Source organism: Lysinibacillus piscis (assembly GCF_026012395.1).
Classification (GTDB): Bacteria; Bacillota; Bacilli; order Bacillales_A; family Planococcaceae; genus Lysinibacillus; species Lysinibacillus piscis.
Window position 1 is genome coordinate 272,446 of the sequence record NZ_BRZA01000002.1, and the last position, 17,165, is coordinate 289,610.

Genomic DNA, 17,165 nt, shown 5'->3' on the forward strand with positions numbered 1-17,165 from the left:
TAATATTAAAAATATAGATGTTTATACATAGACAAGAGGGGGTTCTTCAGGGATGGGCAATATAGAGAAGATTACACAGTTTTTAAATGATTCCTGCCAACTGATGTCTTATCAATTATGGGAAAAAGTGAATGAAGATCAATTTTCTCTTACTCTTTCTTATGGAATTGAAGAGAGATTGTCTTTCTCTACAAACGAATCAGCAACTAGAACCTATGATTTTAATATAGAGGATAAGCGATTATTTATTTTACGAATAGGTAATCATCAGCAGTTAACAGTAGTAGAACAACAACAATTAGAAAGTCTCCTTCAAATCCATCATTTAGAAAAAATGCTTAAGAAGGAGCAATTTATTCGTAAAAAAATGATGGAAAGTATTCGGGAGATATCTGCCGTCAATGATTTGCAGTCATTGTTAACGAAAATATTAGAAAACGCACTATCTGTTATTCCAGTAGCTGATTTTGGTGTCTTGTGGATGTATGATGAGGAAGAAGGAGCATTGCTACCGAAAGCATGGGTAGGTGGACCGGGTGAAGATATACAGCATATGCGAATGACAATTGGTGAGGGAATCATCGGTAAAACATTTCTAGAAAAACGGTCGATGTTATTGACCTCCTATCAAGATGTATTAACGGAATCTTCTTCTATAACAGTTGAAAATATGCAACATTTATTAAGTGCTTATACATTTGAAGATTTACAATCTGTTATTTCAACCCCCATTCTTGTCGAGGAGCAAGCGTTATGTGTGTTAATTATTTATCAAAAAGGACAAATACCACTTTTAACGGTAGAAGATCAGCAATTACTAGAAAGCTTTTCCGACCAAGTATCCATCGCTTTAATGAATGCCAGACTTTTTCAACATTTAAAGCAACAAAATGAATTATTGCGTCAACGTGACCACATTCATCATACGTTGATGAATTTATCATTGCAAAATACAGGGATACAAATGATTGTCAATGAAATAAGGCGTATACTACAGCTACGTCTTGTAGTGATTGATTTGATAGACAATTCAATATTTGCAAGCCCACGTCACTGGTTTGAGGAAAGTGATTATAAGCGTATATTCATCATTCCTGATAGACCTACATTTTCTAAAGTGGAAACAGAGGAGGGGATGATTTGTTGCTATATTCAGCCGATTGTTGGTGTTGGTCAAACATTAGGGATGTTGCTCATCGAAGTAGAGAAACAGCAACTATTACCACTCCACAAAATGATTATTGAACAAGCAAGTGCTATTTTTGCGTTAGAAATGATTCGTAAGCAAAGTATTGTAGATTCATTTTATAAAAAAACACATGATTTATTTCGTGAGTTTATTCAATGTAAGGATTATCTGTTACTAGAGAAAAAGGGAGAGGAGCTGGGACTTCAATCATCAGCATTTTCCGCTGTCCTATTTATTCAGCTACCGATTAGCCCTGATTTACAAGGAATGAATGTACAAACACATATTTTAATCGGAGAAATTCGTCAAATTTTTCAAGATAAAGTAGCTATTATTTTTGGATTTGATAATAAAGTAACGGTTGTTAGCCAATTTCAGCGACAGGTGGATGATCTAGTAAAGCGTACAAAGCAATTACAAATGAACTGGCAGAAAATGAAATATTCTGCATTGAAAATAGGCATCGGGTCATTGTATCAGGGTTTTGAAAATATTGCAAAAAGCTATCATGAGGCTGAAAAAGCATTATCATTTTTGATAACACGCCATCGCGATGGCATTATGCATTATCAAGATATTGGTGTGAATCGTCTATTCATCCATCAAACACAGGAGGAATTAACAAGCTTTGTCAATGAAATATTTGAGCCCCTAGCAAATGATAAAACGAAGTATCCACTTTTAGAAGAAACATTACTTGCTTATATGGCACATAATAGTTCGGTGGGAGAGACAGCAAAACAGTTACACATTCATGTAAATACATTGTATCAGCGATTAAAGAAAATTGAGGAGAAATTAAACATTTCCTTTCAAAATGCTGAGGATATGTTGAAATTGCAGCTAGCTTGTTATTTGAAAGGGATGGTGGAGTAGCGAAAAGGCAGTTCTTACTTGAAAAATAATGATATTACTATTTGGATGGATTTATGTATTTTATTAGCAAAAATTAGAATGATTAGGTTTTGTGATAGGTTGTATTAAATATTTTTATGTTATACTAAAGAAAAAAGAGGTGACCACTGATGACAAAAATATATAGTACTGTAGCGGTAGCAATTGATTTTTCAGAGCATTCATTACAAGCATTTGACAAAGCCATTGAACTTGCGCTATTTTATGATGCCAATTTAATGCTGGTGAATGTCATTGATACAAAATCTTTTGGTGCTGTAACAGCCTATGATGCCAAATATGCAACACAGTTAAAGCATGAGCATACACCGAAAATGGAAGCATTGAAAAAGAAAGCCTTAGCAGAAGGTGTGCAAGCTGTAGAAGTGGTCATCGAAGAGGGCTCACCAAAGCATGTTTTGACACAGTTGCCAAATGTGGACCTTATTGTTTGTGGTGCAACAGGCTTAAATCGGGTAGAAGCAGTGGTGCTTGGTTCAGTATCTAGTGGTATTATGCGACTAGCTACTTGTGATGTTTTGCTTGTCCGCTAATCATAGAAATGAAAAATCTGCTAGCTTACATCAAAGCTCGCAGATTTTTTTATCTTGATTCAGCAAATGTTTTCTGCGCGAAAGTGAAACGTCAGCAGCAAATAAAAAGACATTCACTGAATCAAGATAAAGCCCAGGCGGATGTCATGGATTTTGAAGAGGAACTTTCCGAGTGAACTCGGAAAAATCCAGACGCAATTACGCTGGGGCGTAATTGATTAGTAATCAATTACTGTAGCATTATCAATAATTTCTTGGGGAATATCGATTGTTTTTAAATGATTGAATGCTGTGTAGGTAATAACAGAAGCCGTTGTCATTGCTAATGTTTCACCTTCGATATCCATTTTTAAATCAAAGTCCATATTCATTTTTGTTGTATCGAATGTTTTTTTATCAATATAGACAATATAATGGATTTTATCGATTTGTAATTGGTCAAGTGGGTTTTCCCCTAATCCTACACTTTGCATAGACTTTTCTACTTCTTCTTCAATTAATTTTTTAAAACGCTCCCCTTCTGCTTCTAATGTTAATACATAGGCATCATCTGTTTGCTCAAATGTAAAATCATTGATAAATGGTTTTAGTTGCGCTAATTGTTCTTTTGTATCGGCAGAGGAAGCAGTTTGTGCTAAAATATCATCAAAATCAGAATCAGGGAATTTCATCCAAATATCAGAGGACATATCTTTCATGAAAAAGCCTTTATTTTGATCCATATACATCTCGAGTGGCATAGAGGCTGGCTCTTCACCAGTACCAGCTATATCTGACATGGACATAGAGCCAGAAAGATGCATAGCCATTGGATCGACAACAACATCCATCGTCATCTGTGAGTCAATGGAAAATTCCATTGCTTCTTCACCAGAGCCAGCAGTTGTATGCTGTGTCATTTCCATTGTGGCACTAGCACTTGTAATGTTTTCTTGACGCTCAACAGCTTTGTTGTAAACTTGTTCTAATGTGAGTTCGCTTTTGTTGGTCGTGTTTTTCGTAGGTTTCGCACTGGAATTACAAGCAGCCAATGTAAAGGCAAGTGCACTAATGCCGACAACCTTCCATAATGTTTTCAATTCTATCATCTCCTAGTTTGTAGTAGATTAATGTTCTATTTATATACGAGTAAAAAATAGAAAAAGTTTCATTGAATTGGAAAAATGTTTATTTATATTTTATTAGAAAATTGTGTAGCAGTCGTTTTTAAATAGTGGTTCAATGTGTCAATATTATGTTGCATCATTGTCAGCTTGTGCTATGCATGAGTAGTTGTTGTAGCAAAGCTATCCAGCTCTTTTTGCAGCTTGTCCTTTGCTGAGGAAAGTAGCTGAAACTGCTTTGCATAGCTAGCTTGCTGTAAATAGGTCGATTTTGTTTGATTTTCTTTGCTAGAGTTTGCAAGTAGTACATCTACATAGGAAAAAAAGTTTTCTTTCTTAGCAAATGTGTTTGTAGTAGGGAATGGCATAGTAGGGTAGTTAGCTAGGTAAAATAATGGGTGGATATGGGAGGAGGACCCAAACGTAAGTATTATCAAATTACTCAAGGAGGAAAAGAAATAGTAGAAAAAAGATGGGAAGATTACAAAAGTATGTACAGTGCTCTTAAAAGCATGGCAGGAGGACATCATAATGGTTAATGAATTAAATCATTCCTTAATTGAAGACTATCTAAATAAATTAAATAAAAAACTTCAATTATTACCTAAAAGAGAACGCGAACACCAAGTCTCTGAAATAAGAGATCATATATACCATACAATACAAGAAAAAACAAAAGCAGGAATGAATATCAACCAAGCAGCTAAAGATACTCTGCAAGAATTCCTTTCCCCGGAAGAACTTGCTAAAGCGATAATAAATGAAGAAGAAAACAAATTATTAGTAAACAAAGGGGAAACTTTATTTAATTATGGAATAATGCTTACTGTTGGTTCTTTAGGCGGTCTTTCCATCCCAATTTTGCGTGGAGAATTAAACTTAGGAATAATTTTACCTTTTGTTATGAGTTTAATTGTTGGTATTATACTATTGAATTCTAAAACTATTCAATGGAACGAAAATCAACTTCAAAATATAAAATGGATTTCACGAATTGTAATAGGATTCTTAGGTGTTCCATTAACTTTTTTTTCTATTAGAATAATCAAAGATAATGCTATAAATTACGCTTCTTTAAGCTATCTCCTAGTAATTATCATTGTAGGTTTAGGAATATACTTACTACTAAGAAAATTATTCTATAATAAACAATTAAACAACTATTGATTTTATTTAAGTGTTCCAACACATACCCACCAGGCTAATAAAATAAATTTTCAAAATAAAAAACGTTATTCTTTTCGAGTGTTTTATTGAAGGAATAACGTTTTTTTACAATTTATTCTTTAAAAACAACCATTGGGATTTAAAAAGGATGGCTCCTGTGCAATACAGAAACCATCTCTTAACAGCTTAATCTCTTTTTTTAGTTTGTCCTTGACTTGGGTACCACATTAAAATTTTCTTGCTTGACTTCTTTCTTTTTTTTTCTAATGTTGCTTATTGATAACCCCAAATCATCGTAAATAGTGTACCGATAATTGTCACTACACCAACGAATACAGAATAGAGGATGGTAGTATATAATGTTTTCTTATCCTCAGATTCACCGATATGCATAAATAACACTAATTGCACAGTTGCTTGTGCTAAGGCGGTTACGAGGAGTAGCGCAAAGGCCATATTATAAGACATATCGAATTTGACAACAGCAAGTGCAATAATTGTCAGTAATAGTGAGAAGCCAAAGCCCATCACATGTTGTTTTGGGAATAATTCTTTCATCAGCTAATCAGTCCTTTCAAATAGACGAAGCTGAAGATGAAAATCCATACAACGTCTAGGAAATGCCAATACAGTGAAAAGATAAACGCTTTATTCGCCGTTTGTGGGTTTAAACCACGTTTGGCTACTTGAATAACAATGGCGATACCCCAAAATAAGCCGAACGTTACGTGAGCACCATGTGTTCCGAGTAGTGTCATTAAGGCTGATAAAAAGGCACTTGTTTGGATCGTTGCCCCTTCATGCACATATGTCACAAATTCATCAATTTCAATAGCTAAAAAGCCAAGACCTAATAACAAAGTAATAGCGAAAAACGTCATCATCGCCTTTTTATGACCAATGCGCATTGCGTGAATGCCAAGCCCAATGGTGAAGCTACTTGTTAATAGTAAAAACGTTTCCCACAGTACAGGTGTTAATTCAAAAATTTCAGCGCCAGAAGGACCATTGCCAATGCGATTATGCAATGTGAAATACACTGTGAAAAGTGTAGCAAATAACACGATTTCAGCGCCGAGGAAAATCCAAAAACCAAAGATTTTTAATTGATTTTCCTCTGTACTATATTCTAATGGAAGTGAAGCATCGATTTTCATACTACTTGTCACCTCTCAATTTTTTCTCAGTTGCAGCAACTTCTTCAACGGAAATGTAGCGGCCGTGATCTTTTTCAAATGAACGGTGTAGCATAAAGCCGAAGACGCCAAGCATACTAATGATGGCTGGAATCCATTGGCTAAATACAGCAAAGAACGCTGCTAGGAAGAAGAAGCCACTCATCCAAAACGGTGTGCCTGTATTGTTTGGCATATGAATTTTTTCAAAAGTACCAGCTGTAATATCACGACCTTCTTTTTTGGCAAACCAATATTCATCTAAACGTGTCACAGTTGGTACGATAGCGAAGTTATACTCTGGTACAGGTGAATGTGTCGCCCATTCCAATGTACGTCCGTCCCAAATATCCGCTTGTTCATTACGAGGCATATGCTTCCAGCTATAATAAATATTATAGACAAGTAGGATAAAGCCAACTGCTAGCCCTAAGCCACCGATAAACGACAGCATATTCAATGGACCATAACCAGTGGAAGCTGAGTAAGTATACATACGGCGAGCATAGCCATCTAATCCTAAAATAAATAATGGGAAGAAGGTTACGTTAAAGCTAATCGCAATAAACCAAAATGCTGTTTTACCTAGCTTTTCATTTAAACGGAAACCAAACATTTTCGGCCACCAATAATGATAACCTGCTAATACACCAAAGACAGTCCCTGGTATTAATACATAGTGGAAATGGGCTACTAAAAACATCGTATTATGATACTGATAGTCAGCACTTGCCATTGCAAGCATAACCCCTGTTACTCCACCAATTGTAAAGATCGGAATAAAGCCTAGTGCATAAAGCATCGGCGTTGTAAATTGAATTTTCCCATGCCGCATCGTCAGCAGCCAGTTAAAGATTTTTACCCCTGTTGGTACAGCAATCGCCATTGTTGTAATGGAGAATACACTGTTGACCATGACACCATGTCCCATTGTATAGAAATGGTGGGCCCAAACGATAAACGATAATAGAGAAATCACGACCATACTCATTACCATTGATTTATAGCCATATAGATTTTTACGTGCAAATGTCGCGATAATTTCAGAGAAAATACCGAAAGCAGGTAAAATTACGATATATACCTCTGGATGTCCCCAAACCCAGAAAAGATTCGCCCAAAGCATATCCATACCGCCGTCTTGCATCGCAAAGAATTTTGTGCCGAATTGACGGTCAAGCATCATTAATGCTAAAGCGACTGTTAATACAGGAAAGGCAAAAACGATAATGACATTGGTAATTAAAACGGACCATGTAAACATAGGCATTTTCATTAATGTCATACCAGGGGCACGCATTTTAATGATGGTTGTAATGAAGTTTACACCTGTCATTAATGTACCAATCCCTGATAATTGCAGTGCCAATGAATAATAGTTATTCCCGACAGTCGGACTAAATTCTATACTTGCTAGTGGGAAGTAGGCTGTCCAACCAGCATCTGGTGAACCACCGATAATAAACGATAAATTAAGTAAGCCAGCGCCTGCTGCAAAAAGCCAGAAACTAACGGCATTTAGGCGTGGAAAAGCGACGTCACGAGCCCCAATTTGCAAAGGAATGACGATATTCATTAAACCAATGACGAACGGCATCGCCATAAATAAAATCATTAATAGGCCGTGGGTTGTAAAAATTTCATTGTAATGCTGTGCATCTAATAAACCATTGTCTGGCACAGCTGTTTGGGCACGCATTAATAAAGCGTCCACACCACCACGGAAGAGCATGACTAGCGCTACCGCAATATACATAATCCCAATTTTTTTATGATCGACTGTGGAAAGCCAGTTTTTATAGAAATAGCCCCACTTTTTGAAATATGTCAGCCCTGCTACGACGACTACTGCACCAACGATAATACTAATCGCTGCCGCTAAAATCATCGGCTCCTGCATTGGATGAAATAATTCCTTCGCATTCATAGCATGTGCTCCCTTCGAATTAATGTGAATGTGTTTCCGTTTCTGAATCTGTTGAATCTTCTGTATGGTTCATGTTCATATGCTCACTATGTTCCATTGGTGCAGGTCTAAATTCTAAATGTGTAGAAGAATAGCTTGAACGACCTACATGCTCAGCAGTTAATAGCTCATTGAATTTTTCTTCTGTTAATGGTTTCTCATGTGTTTTGACATCCATTACCCATTTGTCAAAATCCTGCTGTGTCATGGACTGTGCTTCAAATTCCATCTCGGCAAAGCCACGACCGTTAAAATTAGAATTACGTCCCATAAAGGAGCCAACCTCATCTGCGGCAAGGTGAATCGTTGTCACCATATCACTCATAGCATATTTTTGCCCTGCTAATTGTGGAATCCAAAAGCTTGTAATCGGTCCAAAGGAGTAAAGCTTAAATTCAATTGCTCGATCAACAGGTAAATTCACGTAGTTTACGGTTTCAATACCTTGTTCTGGGTAGCTAAAATGCCACTTCCAGTTAGAAGAGGACGCATAAATAACAAGTGGCTCCTGATTGTCATAGCCATCTGGTCTAGCCTCTACAGTGCTTGTTGTGCGCACTGTCACGACCGCTAAAAAAGCGACGATAATAATTGGAATGACTGTCCAAATAATTTCAAGCAGGTGACTGCCTTCCTCGTGTGGTGGCTCATAGTCGGCTGCTGCCTTTGATGCACGATACTTTGTGAGCATAAAGGCTAGTAATGTATAGACGACAAGTAATATAAAAGCCATTGTAATAATGGATAAAATAATCGTGTTTGATAATGTTTCAGCATTCGGTCCTTTTGGGTTAAAGATGGTTAATGGTTCACAACCAGCAAGCATCGTAATTGCACCAAATACTAGCATGAGTAAACTAAGTTTTTTCATAATGTACTCCTCTCTTAACGTAAGACATAACATGTTATGCAAATCGGATATCCCATTTCATTGTTTGCAAACAGGATTATACGCCTCGTTTGACAGAAAAACATTATTTTGTGCTGAAAATGAGCGTGAATAGAGGTAGAATATGAAAAAAATATGAACAGAATTTATTATTTCACAATTCACTTTTTAGGGTAAACACTGTGTATATGTTGTAAATACTGGGCTTGTGAATCATTGTAGAGATAGCTATTTTTTTATAAAAAAATGCATTTCACATTTTGGACGCCATTTTGTAATAAAATAACGGAGGTACGGCTCATTTCGATAGTTTTTAGTTGAAATTTAAAGGAGAAAGGAGTATGTAAAGGTCGGAATAGATAAGCAGAGGGGATTAAATTTAAATAGAAGAGACTTACTTTTTGGTTGAAATTGGATAATGAAATTAATTATGTTAATATAATTAGTGGATTGTCTGAATAACCATATATTAGGGAGGAGTGACGGTTGTAGCCACTCCTGTTTTTTATGCGCCAATTTTCAACCATTTAGCAATTTGACTATAAAGGCAATTTTGGAGCTGTGGTGCACGATTATTCATTTTTAAAGCGAAGTACAATGTTTTCATGATATTCAGTGTACAAGTGCGCCCTTTAAAAAAGCGAGCATTATAGCCCTCTGTCAATAGATGCATCTCAAATTTATCAAAGGCTTGTTCAACAAATTCAATGAGGGCTTCTTCCGCATATTGACGGTCAAGCAATGCTTCTACAATAGCGATTAAACGTTCTTCTTCATCATCAACGTAAACCGTCCCTTTCCATGCGACCAATTTCAATGCATGTAAAATAGAGGGTGCATATTTTAAGTCGAATTGAGGATGACGAATGATAGTAACGGCTAAATCAGCTCCGTGTGCAATGCTATGTGCCCAGCCTTTCTCTGGTACAAAGCCACGTGTATCTTGCTCTAATAATAAGTAACGTCCTATTTGTTTGAAGAAAGTATGTAACGTTTCTTCTTGTAATACAAATAATTCCGCATCTTTTGCCAATATCCCTGCGACGAGTAGGGCAGAAAAGGAGCGTGTAAATACGCTGTCCGTCAAGCGTTCACCAATACCAGCATATAAAAAGGATTCACTAATCGCTGTATCAAATAAATATTGAAGCTGCTGAGCTGTTAATAAATCATCACTTAATAAATCAATAAAAGTACGATAAATCAATTGATCTCGTAATTCCGCATCAATGGAACCGATATGTGTGAGCATTTCTTGTAATAACCAATCACCTTGTTCAGCCATCCATGCTTGGCGTTGTGCGTGTGTCATCGTGGTGAATGTTTGTAATGCTTCTTTTAATAGCATAAAGTGATTCCTCCATAATAATTGATTTGTAGTATTACGCGGTGCTTCCTGATTGAAGTATAGCGTCTTTTTTAGTAAAACATAGTAAGATAGAATAGGCTATATGGAGTCAGTGGCAAGGAGGTGAACAAGGATGAGTAAAAAAAAGCAGCGTGTCATTCAACATGACAATGTAGTTGTTTTCCCAGGAACGATTCAAATGCTTCTTCGTGAAGGGCATCGCTTAGCGGAGAACTATCAATATGAAGAGGCAATTCAATATTTTGAAAAAGCTTTTTTATATGAGGCAGGGGATGAGCAAGCGTTAAGTGCATACGCCTATGCTTTATATGAAACAAAGGCCTATGACAAGGCGAAAAATATTTGTGAACAATTGTTGATGAACACGACCATGTACGTAGAGGTGATGGAGCTCTACATCACGATTTGTATGCAGCAAAAAGAATACTATCAGGTAGAAGAATTGATTACAATTTTATTGGAAGAGCGAGTACTACCAGCAACACAAATAGAAAAATTTGAGCGGTTACGCAAACTCAATCGAGAAATAGCTGACAATCTGCAAAAAAAAGAAGAAGCACAGCAGCTTGAAGCAGAGCGTTTGGAGGGGCTAGCAACATTTTCGAGCTTGCCTTTGCACGAACAAGTTCACTTGCTGCATCGTCTGGCTACTAGTAATGTTCGACCGTTTCAAAAAATGCTGAAACAAATTATTGAGCGTTCTGAAACACATCCGTTTATTCAAAGTATGGCGTTGTTATTATTAGTGGAACAAGAGGTATCCATTGACATCACGCTAACGAAGTTTCAGCATACAGCGACAGTGAATCCTATTCATTTAGCATTGCCGCATCAATTACCACAATTTCAAGAAATACAACATATGATTGTCAAACAACTAGAGCAAGATCCATCAACATTAGAGATGGTGCAATCTTTAGTAGCTAGACATGCCATTACAGCTTATCCGTTTGAGTGGTGCTCATTTGAACCAGATGATGTGGCATATAGTTATATTGATTATGTACAAATGATGCTTGGAAAAGTGCAAGAAATGGATTATGATATCATTGAATTTCTGCAAATGTTAGACAGCCTCTCGGAACTATCATAAAAGGTGAAATAAGTTGAAACTCTACACATCTATGATATACTAAAATGGTTGTCAAAATCATATTTACGAATGAATTGTCTAACAGTTAAACTTGATTATTTTTTGGAGGTATTTATACATGTCAGCAAAATGGGAAAAACAAGAAGGTAATATTGGAACACTTACAATCGAAGTACCTGCTACAGAAGTAGATGCAGCGATGGAACAAGCATTCAAAAAAGTAGTAAAGCAAATTAATGTGCCAGGTTTCCGTAAAGGAAAAATGCCACGTAAAATGTTCGAACAACGTTTTGGTATTGAAGCATTATACCAAGATGCATTAGAAATTATCGTGCCAGAGTCATACTCAAAAGCAATTGATGAAGCAGGTATTTCACCAGTAGATTACCCAGAAATCGATGGTACAGAAAACTTTGTACATGGTCAAGATTTCACATTTACAGCACAAGTAACAGTAAAACCAGAACCAAAACTTGGTGATTACAAAGGCTTAGAAGTAACAAAACTTCCAGTAGATGTAACAGATGAAGAAGTAGAAGCGCAAATTCAAGAACAATTAGCACGCAAAGCAGAATTAGAAATCAAGGAAGATGAAGCAATCGTAGAAGGCGATACAGCGGTAATCGATTTTGAAGGTTTCTTAGGTGATGAAGCATTTGAAGGTGGTAAAGGCGAAGATTACGCTCTTGAAATCGGTTCAGGCTCATTCATTCCAGGCTTTGAAGAACAACTTGTTGGCGTAAAAGCTGGTGAAGCAAAAGACGTTGTGGTGACATTCCCAGAAGAATATCATGCAGCAGAATTAGCTGGTAAGGAAGCAACATTCAAAGTAACAGTTAAAGAAGTAAAAACAAAAGTACTTCCAGAGCTAAACGATGAGTTCGCAAAAGAACTTGATCCAGAAGTGGAGAGCGTTGACGCTTTACGTGCTAAAATTAAAGAGCAAACTGCTGCAACAAAGCAAGCTGATTCAGATGCAACACTTCGTGATGAGCTAGTTGAAAAAGCAGCTGAAAATGCTGAATTTGAAGTACCAGCAGGTATGATTAAAACAGAAACAGACCGCATGTTACAAGAATTCGGTCAACGTTTACAAATGCAAGGTATGAACTTAGAACTTTACTTCCAATTCTCAGGTCAATCAGAAGATGATTTACGTGAGCAAATGAAAGCAGAAGCAGAAAACCGTGTGCGTGTATCATTAACGCTTGAAGCAATTGCTGAAGCTGAGAAAATCGAAGCAACAGAAGCGGATATTGATGCAGAATTAGAAAAAATGTCTGCTCAATTCAATATGCCAAAAGATCAAATTACAAATGTTTTAGGTGGTACATCTGTTCTTGAGAATGATATTAAAATTCAAAAAACAGTAGAATTCCTAGTAGAAAACGCAAAAGTTACTGAATAAGATAGCTGATAAGAAACAAGGTACGGCATTAGACCGTGCCTTGTTTTAGCACATATAGCTAGCAATGAGCAATTATGCTCCAGCATAATTGCATCTGGATTTTTTCGAGTTCACTCGAAAAGCTCCTTTGTAAAATCCATGACATCCGTTGGGGCTTTTATCTTGATTCAACGAATGTCGTTTGTTGTACTTGATGCTAACGCTTTCACACAGAAAAACCATTTGTGGCTGTCGCTACGTTGCACTCACGCTTTCGCACAGAAAAAACATTTGCTGAATCATGATAAAATAAGCTCTTTACTAGGTTCTTATACATATAGTATCGTTGGTAGAAACAGGCCCATTAACAGCATGGAAATTATTGCTTGAATGGTAGCTCATGACGACGTGAGGTCAATTATTTGATAATGGAGCAATAATCTTGTAAGATTGTTGCTTGAATAGGGGTGAAACATATTGTTCAAATTTAATGATGAAAAAGGCAATTTAAAATGCTCATTTTGTGGAAAACCACAGGAACAGGTACGAAAATTAGTGGCAGGTCCTGGTGTTTATATTTGTGACGAATGTATTGAGTTATGCTCAGAAATCGTTGTAGAAGAATTAGGTGTTGAAGAGGAAATTGATTTCCAAGATATCCCGAAGCCAAAAGAAATTTTAACTATTTTAGATGAATACGTGATTGGACAAGAACGTGCGAAAAAGGCGTTAGCTGTAGCCGTATACAATCATTACAAACGTATCAATACAAATAGTAAAATTGATGATGTTGAACTATCAAAATCGAACATTGTGTTAATCGGCCCAACAGGTAGCGGTAAAACTTTATTAGCTCAAACATTGGCTCGTATTTTGAATGTGCCATTTGCTATCGCAGATGCTACTTCATTAACAGAGGCAGGTTATGTTGGTGAAGATGTTGAAAATATTTTACTAAAGTTAATTCAATCGGCTGATTATGATATTGAACGTGCGGAAAAAGGGATTATTTACATCGACGAAATTGATAAAGTCGCACGTAAATCTGAAAATCCTTCTATTACACGTGATGTATCAGGCGAAGGAGTACAACAGGCACTGCTTAAAATTCTAGAAGGCACAGTGGCAAGTGTACCACCACAAGGCGGACGCAAACATCCACATCAAGAATTTTTACAAATTGATACAACGAATATTTTATTTATCGTTGGTGGTGCATTTGATGGAATCGAAACGATTATTAAACGCCGTCAAGGTGAGAAAATTATCGGCTTCGGTTCAGATGCAAATCAAAAAGAAATCGAAGGCTCTGTAATGGCTAAGCTCATTCCAGAAGACTTGTTGAAATTTGGCTTGATTCCAGAGTTTATTGGACGTTTACCAGTGTTGGCAAGTTTAGAACAACTAAACGAAACAGCCCTAGTGCAAATTTTAACAGAACCTAAAAATGCACTTGCGAAACAATATCAAAAAATGCTAGCACTAGACGGTGTGGAGCTTGAGTTTGATGAAGAAGCGCTTGTAGCTATTGCAAAAGAAGCGATTGAACGCAAAACAGGTGCACGTGGCTTACGTTCTATTATTGAATCTACAATGCTAGATGTGATGTATGAGCTACCTTCACGTGAAGATGTGAAAAAATGTATTATTACAGCAAAAACAATTACGGATAAAGAAAAACCGAAATTGCTTCTTGAAGATGGCAGTGAACTCGATGAAGATAGCAATAAAAAAACTTCAGCATGATTCTGTGCGAAAGTGTAGCGTCAGCAACATAACAACTTGCCAAAAAGCTCAATTGTTATAGGATAGAGAGTAATGTAGCTGACATTGATTGTGCAATATAGGCACATATCAATGTCAGCTTTTTATCTTAGTTTAGCTGCACGCAATGACTCTTAAAAAATCAAGTGTAATGACTACTATTCATACATAAGCCCGTGATGGCATGAAAAATTTGGTTCACTTGATTACTCGTGTGAATTATTATTTTAGAGACATACTAAAATGCGGGATAGAAAGAAAATATATTGATGGAGGTGAGTACCCGCATGGTGACAATACAAAAAACAACGATGATTCCGATACTACCTTTACGTGGATTATTAGTGTATCCATCTATGGTGTTACATATTGATGTGGGTAGAAGTCGATCGGTAGCGGCGCTTGAACAGGCGATGTTAGAGGATCAGTTAATTTTATTAGTGACACAAAAGGAAGTCCATGATGAGCAGCCACATGAACGGGACTTACATGATATTGGTACATTAGCACAAGTGAAACAAATATTAAAATTGCCGAATGGTACATTGCGTGTGCTAGTGGAAGGTGTTACACGTGCTAGCTGGACGAATTACCAAGCCCTCGAGAAATATACGGTAGTGGATATTGAGGTGCAAGAGGATACAATATCGAAGGATATGGAAACACAAGCCCTGATGCGTATGTTGCTGAAATATTTCGAGAAATATGCAGAGTCCTCTAATAAAATTACACCTGAAACTGTTCAAGCTGTAGTAGATATTGAAGAGCCAGGGCGTTTGGCTGATATTATTGCTTCTCATTTACCATTTAAAATTGCTGATAAACAAGAAGTATTAGAAATGCTGAATGTTAAAAAGCGCTTGGATCACTTAATTATTCGTTTACATGATGAACAAGAAGTATTAGATCTGGAACAAAAAATTAGTGTGAAAGTGAAAAAATCAATGGAACGCACGCAAAAAGAATATTATTTGCGTGAACAAATGAAGGCGATTCAAATTGAGCTTGGTGATGGAGAAGGAAAAACAGGTGAAGTAATTGAATTACAAAATCGCATTCAAGAATCGGGAATGCCTGAATCCACACAAGCGGCTGCTTTAAAAGAGCTTGATCGTTATGAAAAATTACCATCAGCAAGTGCAGAAAGTGGCGTCATTCGTAATTATATTGAATGGCTTATTTCCTTGCCTTGGACAGAAGCAACAGAAGATCGTATGGATATTGCCTATGCAGAGCAAATTCTAAACCGTGACCATGATGGCTTAGAAAAAGTGAAGGAACGTGTGTTAGAATATTTAGCTGTACAGCAATTGAAAAAATCATTGCGTGGACCCATTCTATGTTTAGTTGGACCACCTGGTGTTGGGAAAACATCTTTAGCTCGCTCTATCGCAGAAAGTTTAGATCGTAAATTTGTGCGTATTTCGTTAGGCGGTGTGCGTGACGAATCTGAAATTCGTGGGCATCGTCGCACATATGTTGGAGCCATGCCAGGGCGTATCATTCAAGGAATGAAAAAGGCAGGCACGATTAATCCAGTGTTCTTACTGGATGAAATTGATAAAATGTCCAATGATTTTAGAGGTGATCCAGCCGCTGCAATGCTAGAAGTACTTGATCCTGCACAAAATAATTCATTTAGTGACCATTATATTGAAGAACCATATGATTTATCGAATGTATTATTTATTGCGACAGCAAATGATTTAAGCACCATTCCAGGACCGTTACTTGATCGTATGGAAGTCATCTCCATTGCAGGCTATACAGAATTAGAAAAATCGTTAATTACGACAAACCATTTAATTCCAAAACAATTACGAGAGCATGGCTTGAAAAAAGCACAGTTTGTGATGAAGGAAGATGCGGTACTTGATATTATTCGTTACTATACACGAGAAGCGGGTGTGCGTGGTCTAGAGCGTCAAATTGCGACATTATGCCGTAAAGTAGCGAAGGTGATTGTATCAGGTGAGAAAAAACGTGTAACGGTGAACGCTAAATCTTTAGAGCAAATACTTGGTAAACATCGCTTCCGTTATGGTCAAGCCGAAAAAGAAAATCAAGTAGGTGTAGCAACAGGACTTGCCTATACAACGGTTGGTGGCGATACATTACAAATTGAAGTATCACTTGTGCCGGGTAAAGGGAAATTACAGTTGACAGGTAAGCTCGGTGATGTCATGAAGGAATCTGCACAAACGGCTTTATCGTATGTACGTACACAAACAGCAAAGCTAAAAGTGGATGCGGATTATTTCGACACACATGATATCCATATTCATGTGCCAGAGGGCGCTGTACCAAAGGATGGCCCTTCTGCTGGTATTACAATGGCTACAGCGATTGTGTCGGCTATTTTACATCGTCCAATACGTCGTGAAGTAGGGATGACAGGAGAAATAACGCTACGTGGACGTGTATTACCAATCGGTGGTTTAAAAGAGAAAACATTAAGTGCGCACCGTGCAGGTTTAACAACGATTATTTGTCCAAAAGATAATGAGCGAGATTTGGAAGAAATTCCTGAAGGTGTACGTGAGCAATTGACATTCAAATTAGTGTCATCTGCTGATGAAGTATTAGCAAATGCGTTGGAGGGAGGTTTTTAAACG

At 37.0% G+C, this 17,165-nt stretch carries 13 protein-coding genes; 7 read left to right on the forward strand and 6 right to left on the reverse strand.

Annotation, left to right across the window (positions count from 1 at the left end; all coding sequences use genetic code 11):
• The first annotated feature begins 52 nt into the window (after positions 1-52).
• Both OPF91_RS07660 and OPF91_RS07665 read left to right on the forward strand, forming a co-directional pair.
• Positions 53-2,065, forward strand: a complete 2,013-nt coding sequence (locus OPF91_RS07660) for a helix-turn-helix domain-containing protein (protein WP_264988151.1) — start codon at positions 53-55, stop codon at positions 2,063-2,065.
• 149 nt (positions 2,066-2,214) lie between these two features.
• Positions 2,215-2,637, forward strand: coding sequence for a universal stress protein (locus tag OPF91_RS07665; RefSeq protein ID WP_264988153.1), 423 nt, complete (start codon positions 2,215-2,217; stop codon positions 2,635-2,637).
• A 218-nt stretch (positions 2,638-2,855) separates the two neighbouring features.
• Here the strand turns inward: OPF91_RS07665 and OPF91_RS07670 are convergent, their stop codons facing one another.
• A complete protein-coding gene (locus OPF91_RS07670; RefSeq protein ID WP_373877038.1) occupies positions 2,856-3,716 on the reverse strand; it encodes a DUF6612 family protein in 861 nt (286 codons plus the stop codon).
• A 555-nt stretch (positions 3,717-4,271) separates the two neighbouring features.
• Here OPF91_RS07670 and OPF91_RS07675 point away from each other — a divergent pair.
• Positions 4,272-4,907, forward strand: coding sequence for an HAAS signaling domain-containing protein (locus OPF91_RS07675; RefSeq protein WP_264988155.1), 636 nt, complete (start codon positions 4,272-4,274; stop codon positions 4,905-4,907).
• A gap of 273 nt (positions 4,908-5,180) precedes the next feature.
• On the opposite strand, the gene qoxD is transcribed toward OPF91_RS07675, so the two are convergent.
• From qoxD to OPF91_RS07700, 5 genes are all read right to left on the reverse strand, one after another.
• Entirely contained in the window at positions 5,181-5,465 is a 285-nt protein-coding gene (gene qoxD / locus OPF91_RS07680; protein ID WP_264988156.1) for a cytochrome aa3 quinol oxidase subunit IV, read from the reverse strand.
• A complete protein-coding gene (gene qoxC / locus OPF91_RS07685) occupies positions 5,465-6,064 on the reverse strand; it encodes a cytochrome aa3 quinol oxidase subunit III (RefSeq protein WP_264988157.1) in 600 nt (199 codons plus the stop codon). Before qoxC ends, qoxD begins: the two co-directional genes overlap by 1 nt.
• A 1-nt stretch (position 6,065) precedes the next feature.
• The gene (gene qoxB, locus OPF91_RS07690) at positions 6,066-8,009 is read right to left on the reverse strand and encodes a cytochrome aa3 quinol oxidase subunit I (RefSeq protein ID WP_264988158.1); all 1,944 of its coding nucleotides are present in this window, start codon (positions 8,007-8,009) and stop codon (positions 6,066-6,068) included.
• 19 nt (positions 8,010-8,028) lie between these two features.
• On the reverse strand, positions 8,029-8,922 hold the full coding sequence (gene qoxA / locus OPF91_RS07695; RefSeq protein WP_264989130.1) for a cytochrome aa3 quinol oxidase subunit II: 894 nt from the start codon (positions 8,920-8,922) through the stop codon (positions 8,029-8,031).
• A gap of 520 nt (positions 8,923-9,442) precedes the next feature.
• Positions 9,443-10,285: a DUF2785 domain-containing protein gene (locus tag OPF91_RS07700; protein ID WP_264988159.1), complete on the reverse strand. Its 843-nt coding sequence runs from the start codon at positions 10,283-10,285 to the stop codon at positions 9,443-9,445.
• A gap of 133 nt (positions 10,286-10,418) precedes the next feature.
• On the opposite strand from OPF91_RS07700, the gene OPF91_RS07705 reads away from it, so the two are divergent.
• From OPF91_RS07705 to lon, 4 genes are all read left to right on the forward strand, one after another.
• Entirely contained in the window at positions 10,419-11,399 is a 981-nt protein-coding gene (locus tag OPF91_RS07705) for a tetratricopeptide repeat protein (protein ID WP_264988160.1), read from the forward strand.
• Positions 11,400-11,517: 118 nt separating this feature from the next.
• Entirely contained in the window at positions 11,518-12,807 is a 1,290-nt protein-coding gene (gene tig, locus OPF91_RS07710) for a trigger factor (RefSeq protein WP_264988161.1), read from the forward strand.
• Between the two features lie 456 nt (positions 12,808-13,263).
• Positions 13,264-14,532: an ATP-dependent protease ATP-binding subunit ClpX gene (clpX, locus tag OPF91_RS07715; protein ID WP_264988162.1), complete on the forward strand. Its 1,269-nt coding sequence runs from the start codon at positions 13,264-13,266 to the stop codon at positions 14,530-14,532.
• 305 nt (positions 14,533-14,837) lie between these two features.
• The gene (lon, locus tag OPF91_RS07720) at positions 14,838-17,162 is read left to right on the forward strand and encodes an endopeptidase La (protein WP_264988163.1); all 2,325 of its coding nucleotides are present in this window, start codon (positions 14,838-14,840) and stop codon (positions 17,160-17,162) included.
• Positions 17,163-17,165 lie beyond the last annotated feature (3 nt).

Bases quoted from the DNA above. Each gene is read 5' to 3' on its own strand.
- OPF91_RS07705 (WP_264988160.1), top strand. From the start codon at position 10,419: ATGAGTAAAAAAAAGCAGCGTGTCATTCAACATGACAATGTAGTTGTT.
- OPF91_RS07675 (WP_264988155.1), top strand. From the start codon at position 4,272: ATGGTTAATGAATTAAATCATTCCTTAATTGAAGACTATCTAAATAAA.
- lon (WP_264988163.1), top strand. From the start codon at position 14,838: ATGGTGACAATACAAAAAACAACGATGATTCCGATACTACCTTTACGT.
- OPF91_RS07700 (WP_264988159.1), bottom strand. From the start codon at position 10,285: ATGCTATTAAAAGAAGCATTACAAACATTCACCACGATGACACACGCA.
- qoxB (WP_264988158.1), bottom strand. From the start codon at position 8,009: ATGAATGCGAAGGAATTATTTCATCCAATGCAGGAGCCGATGATTTTA.
- qoxC (WP_264988157.1), bottom strand. From the start codon at position 6,064: ATGAAAATCGATGCTTCACTTCCATTAGAATATAGTACAGAGGAAAAT.
- tig (WP_264988161.1), top strand. From the start codon at position 11,518: ATGTCAGCAAAATGGGAAAAACAAGAAGGTAATATTGGAACACTTACA.
- OPF91_RS07660 (WP_264988151.1), top strand. From the start codon at position 53: ATGGGCAATATAGAGAAGATTACACAGTTTTTAAATGATTCCTGCCAA.
- OPF91_RS07665 (WP_264988153.1), top strand. From the start codon at position 2,215: ATGACAAAAATATATAGTACTGTAGCGGTAGCAATTGATTTTTCAGAG.
- qoxD (WP_264988156.1), bottom strand. From the start codon at position 5,465: ATGAAAGAATTATTCCCAAAACAACATGTGATGGGCTTTGGCTTCTCA.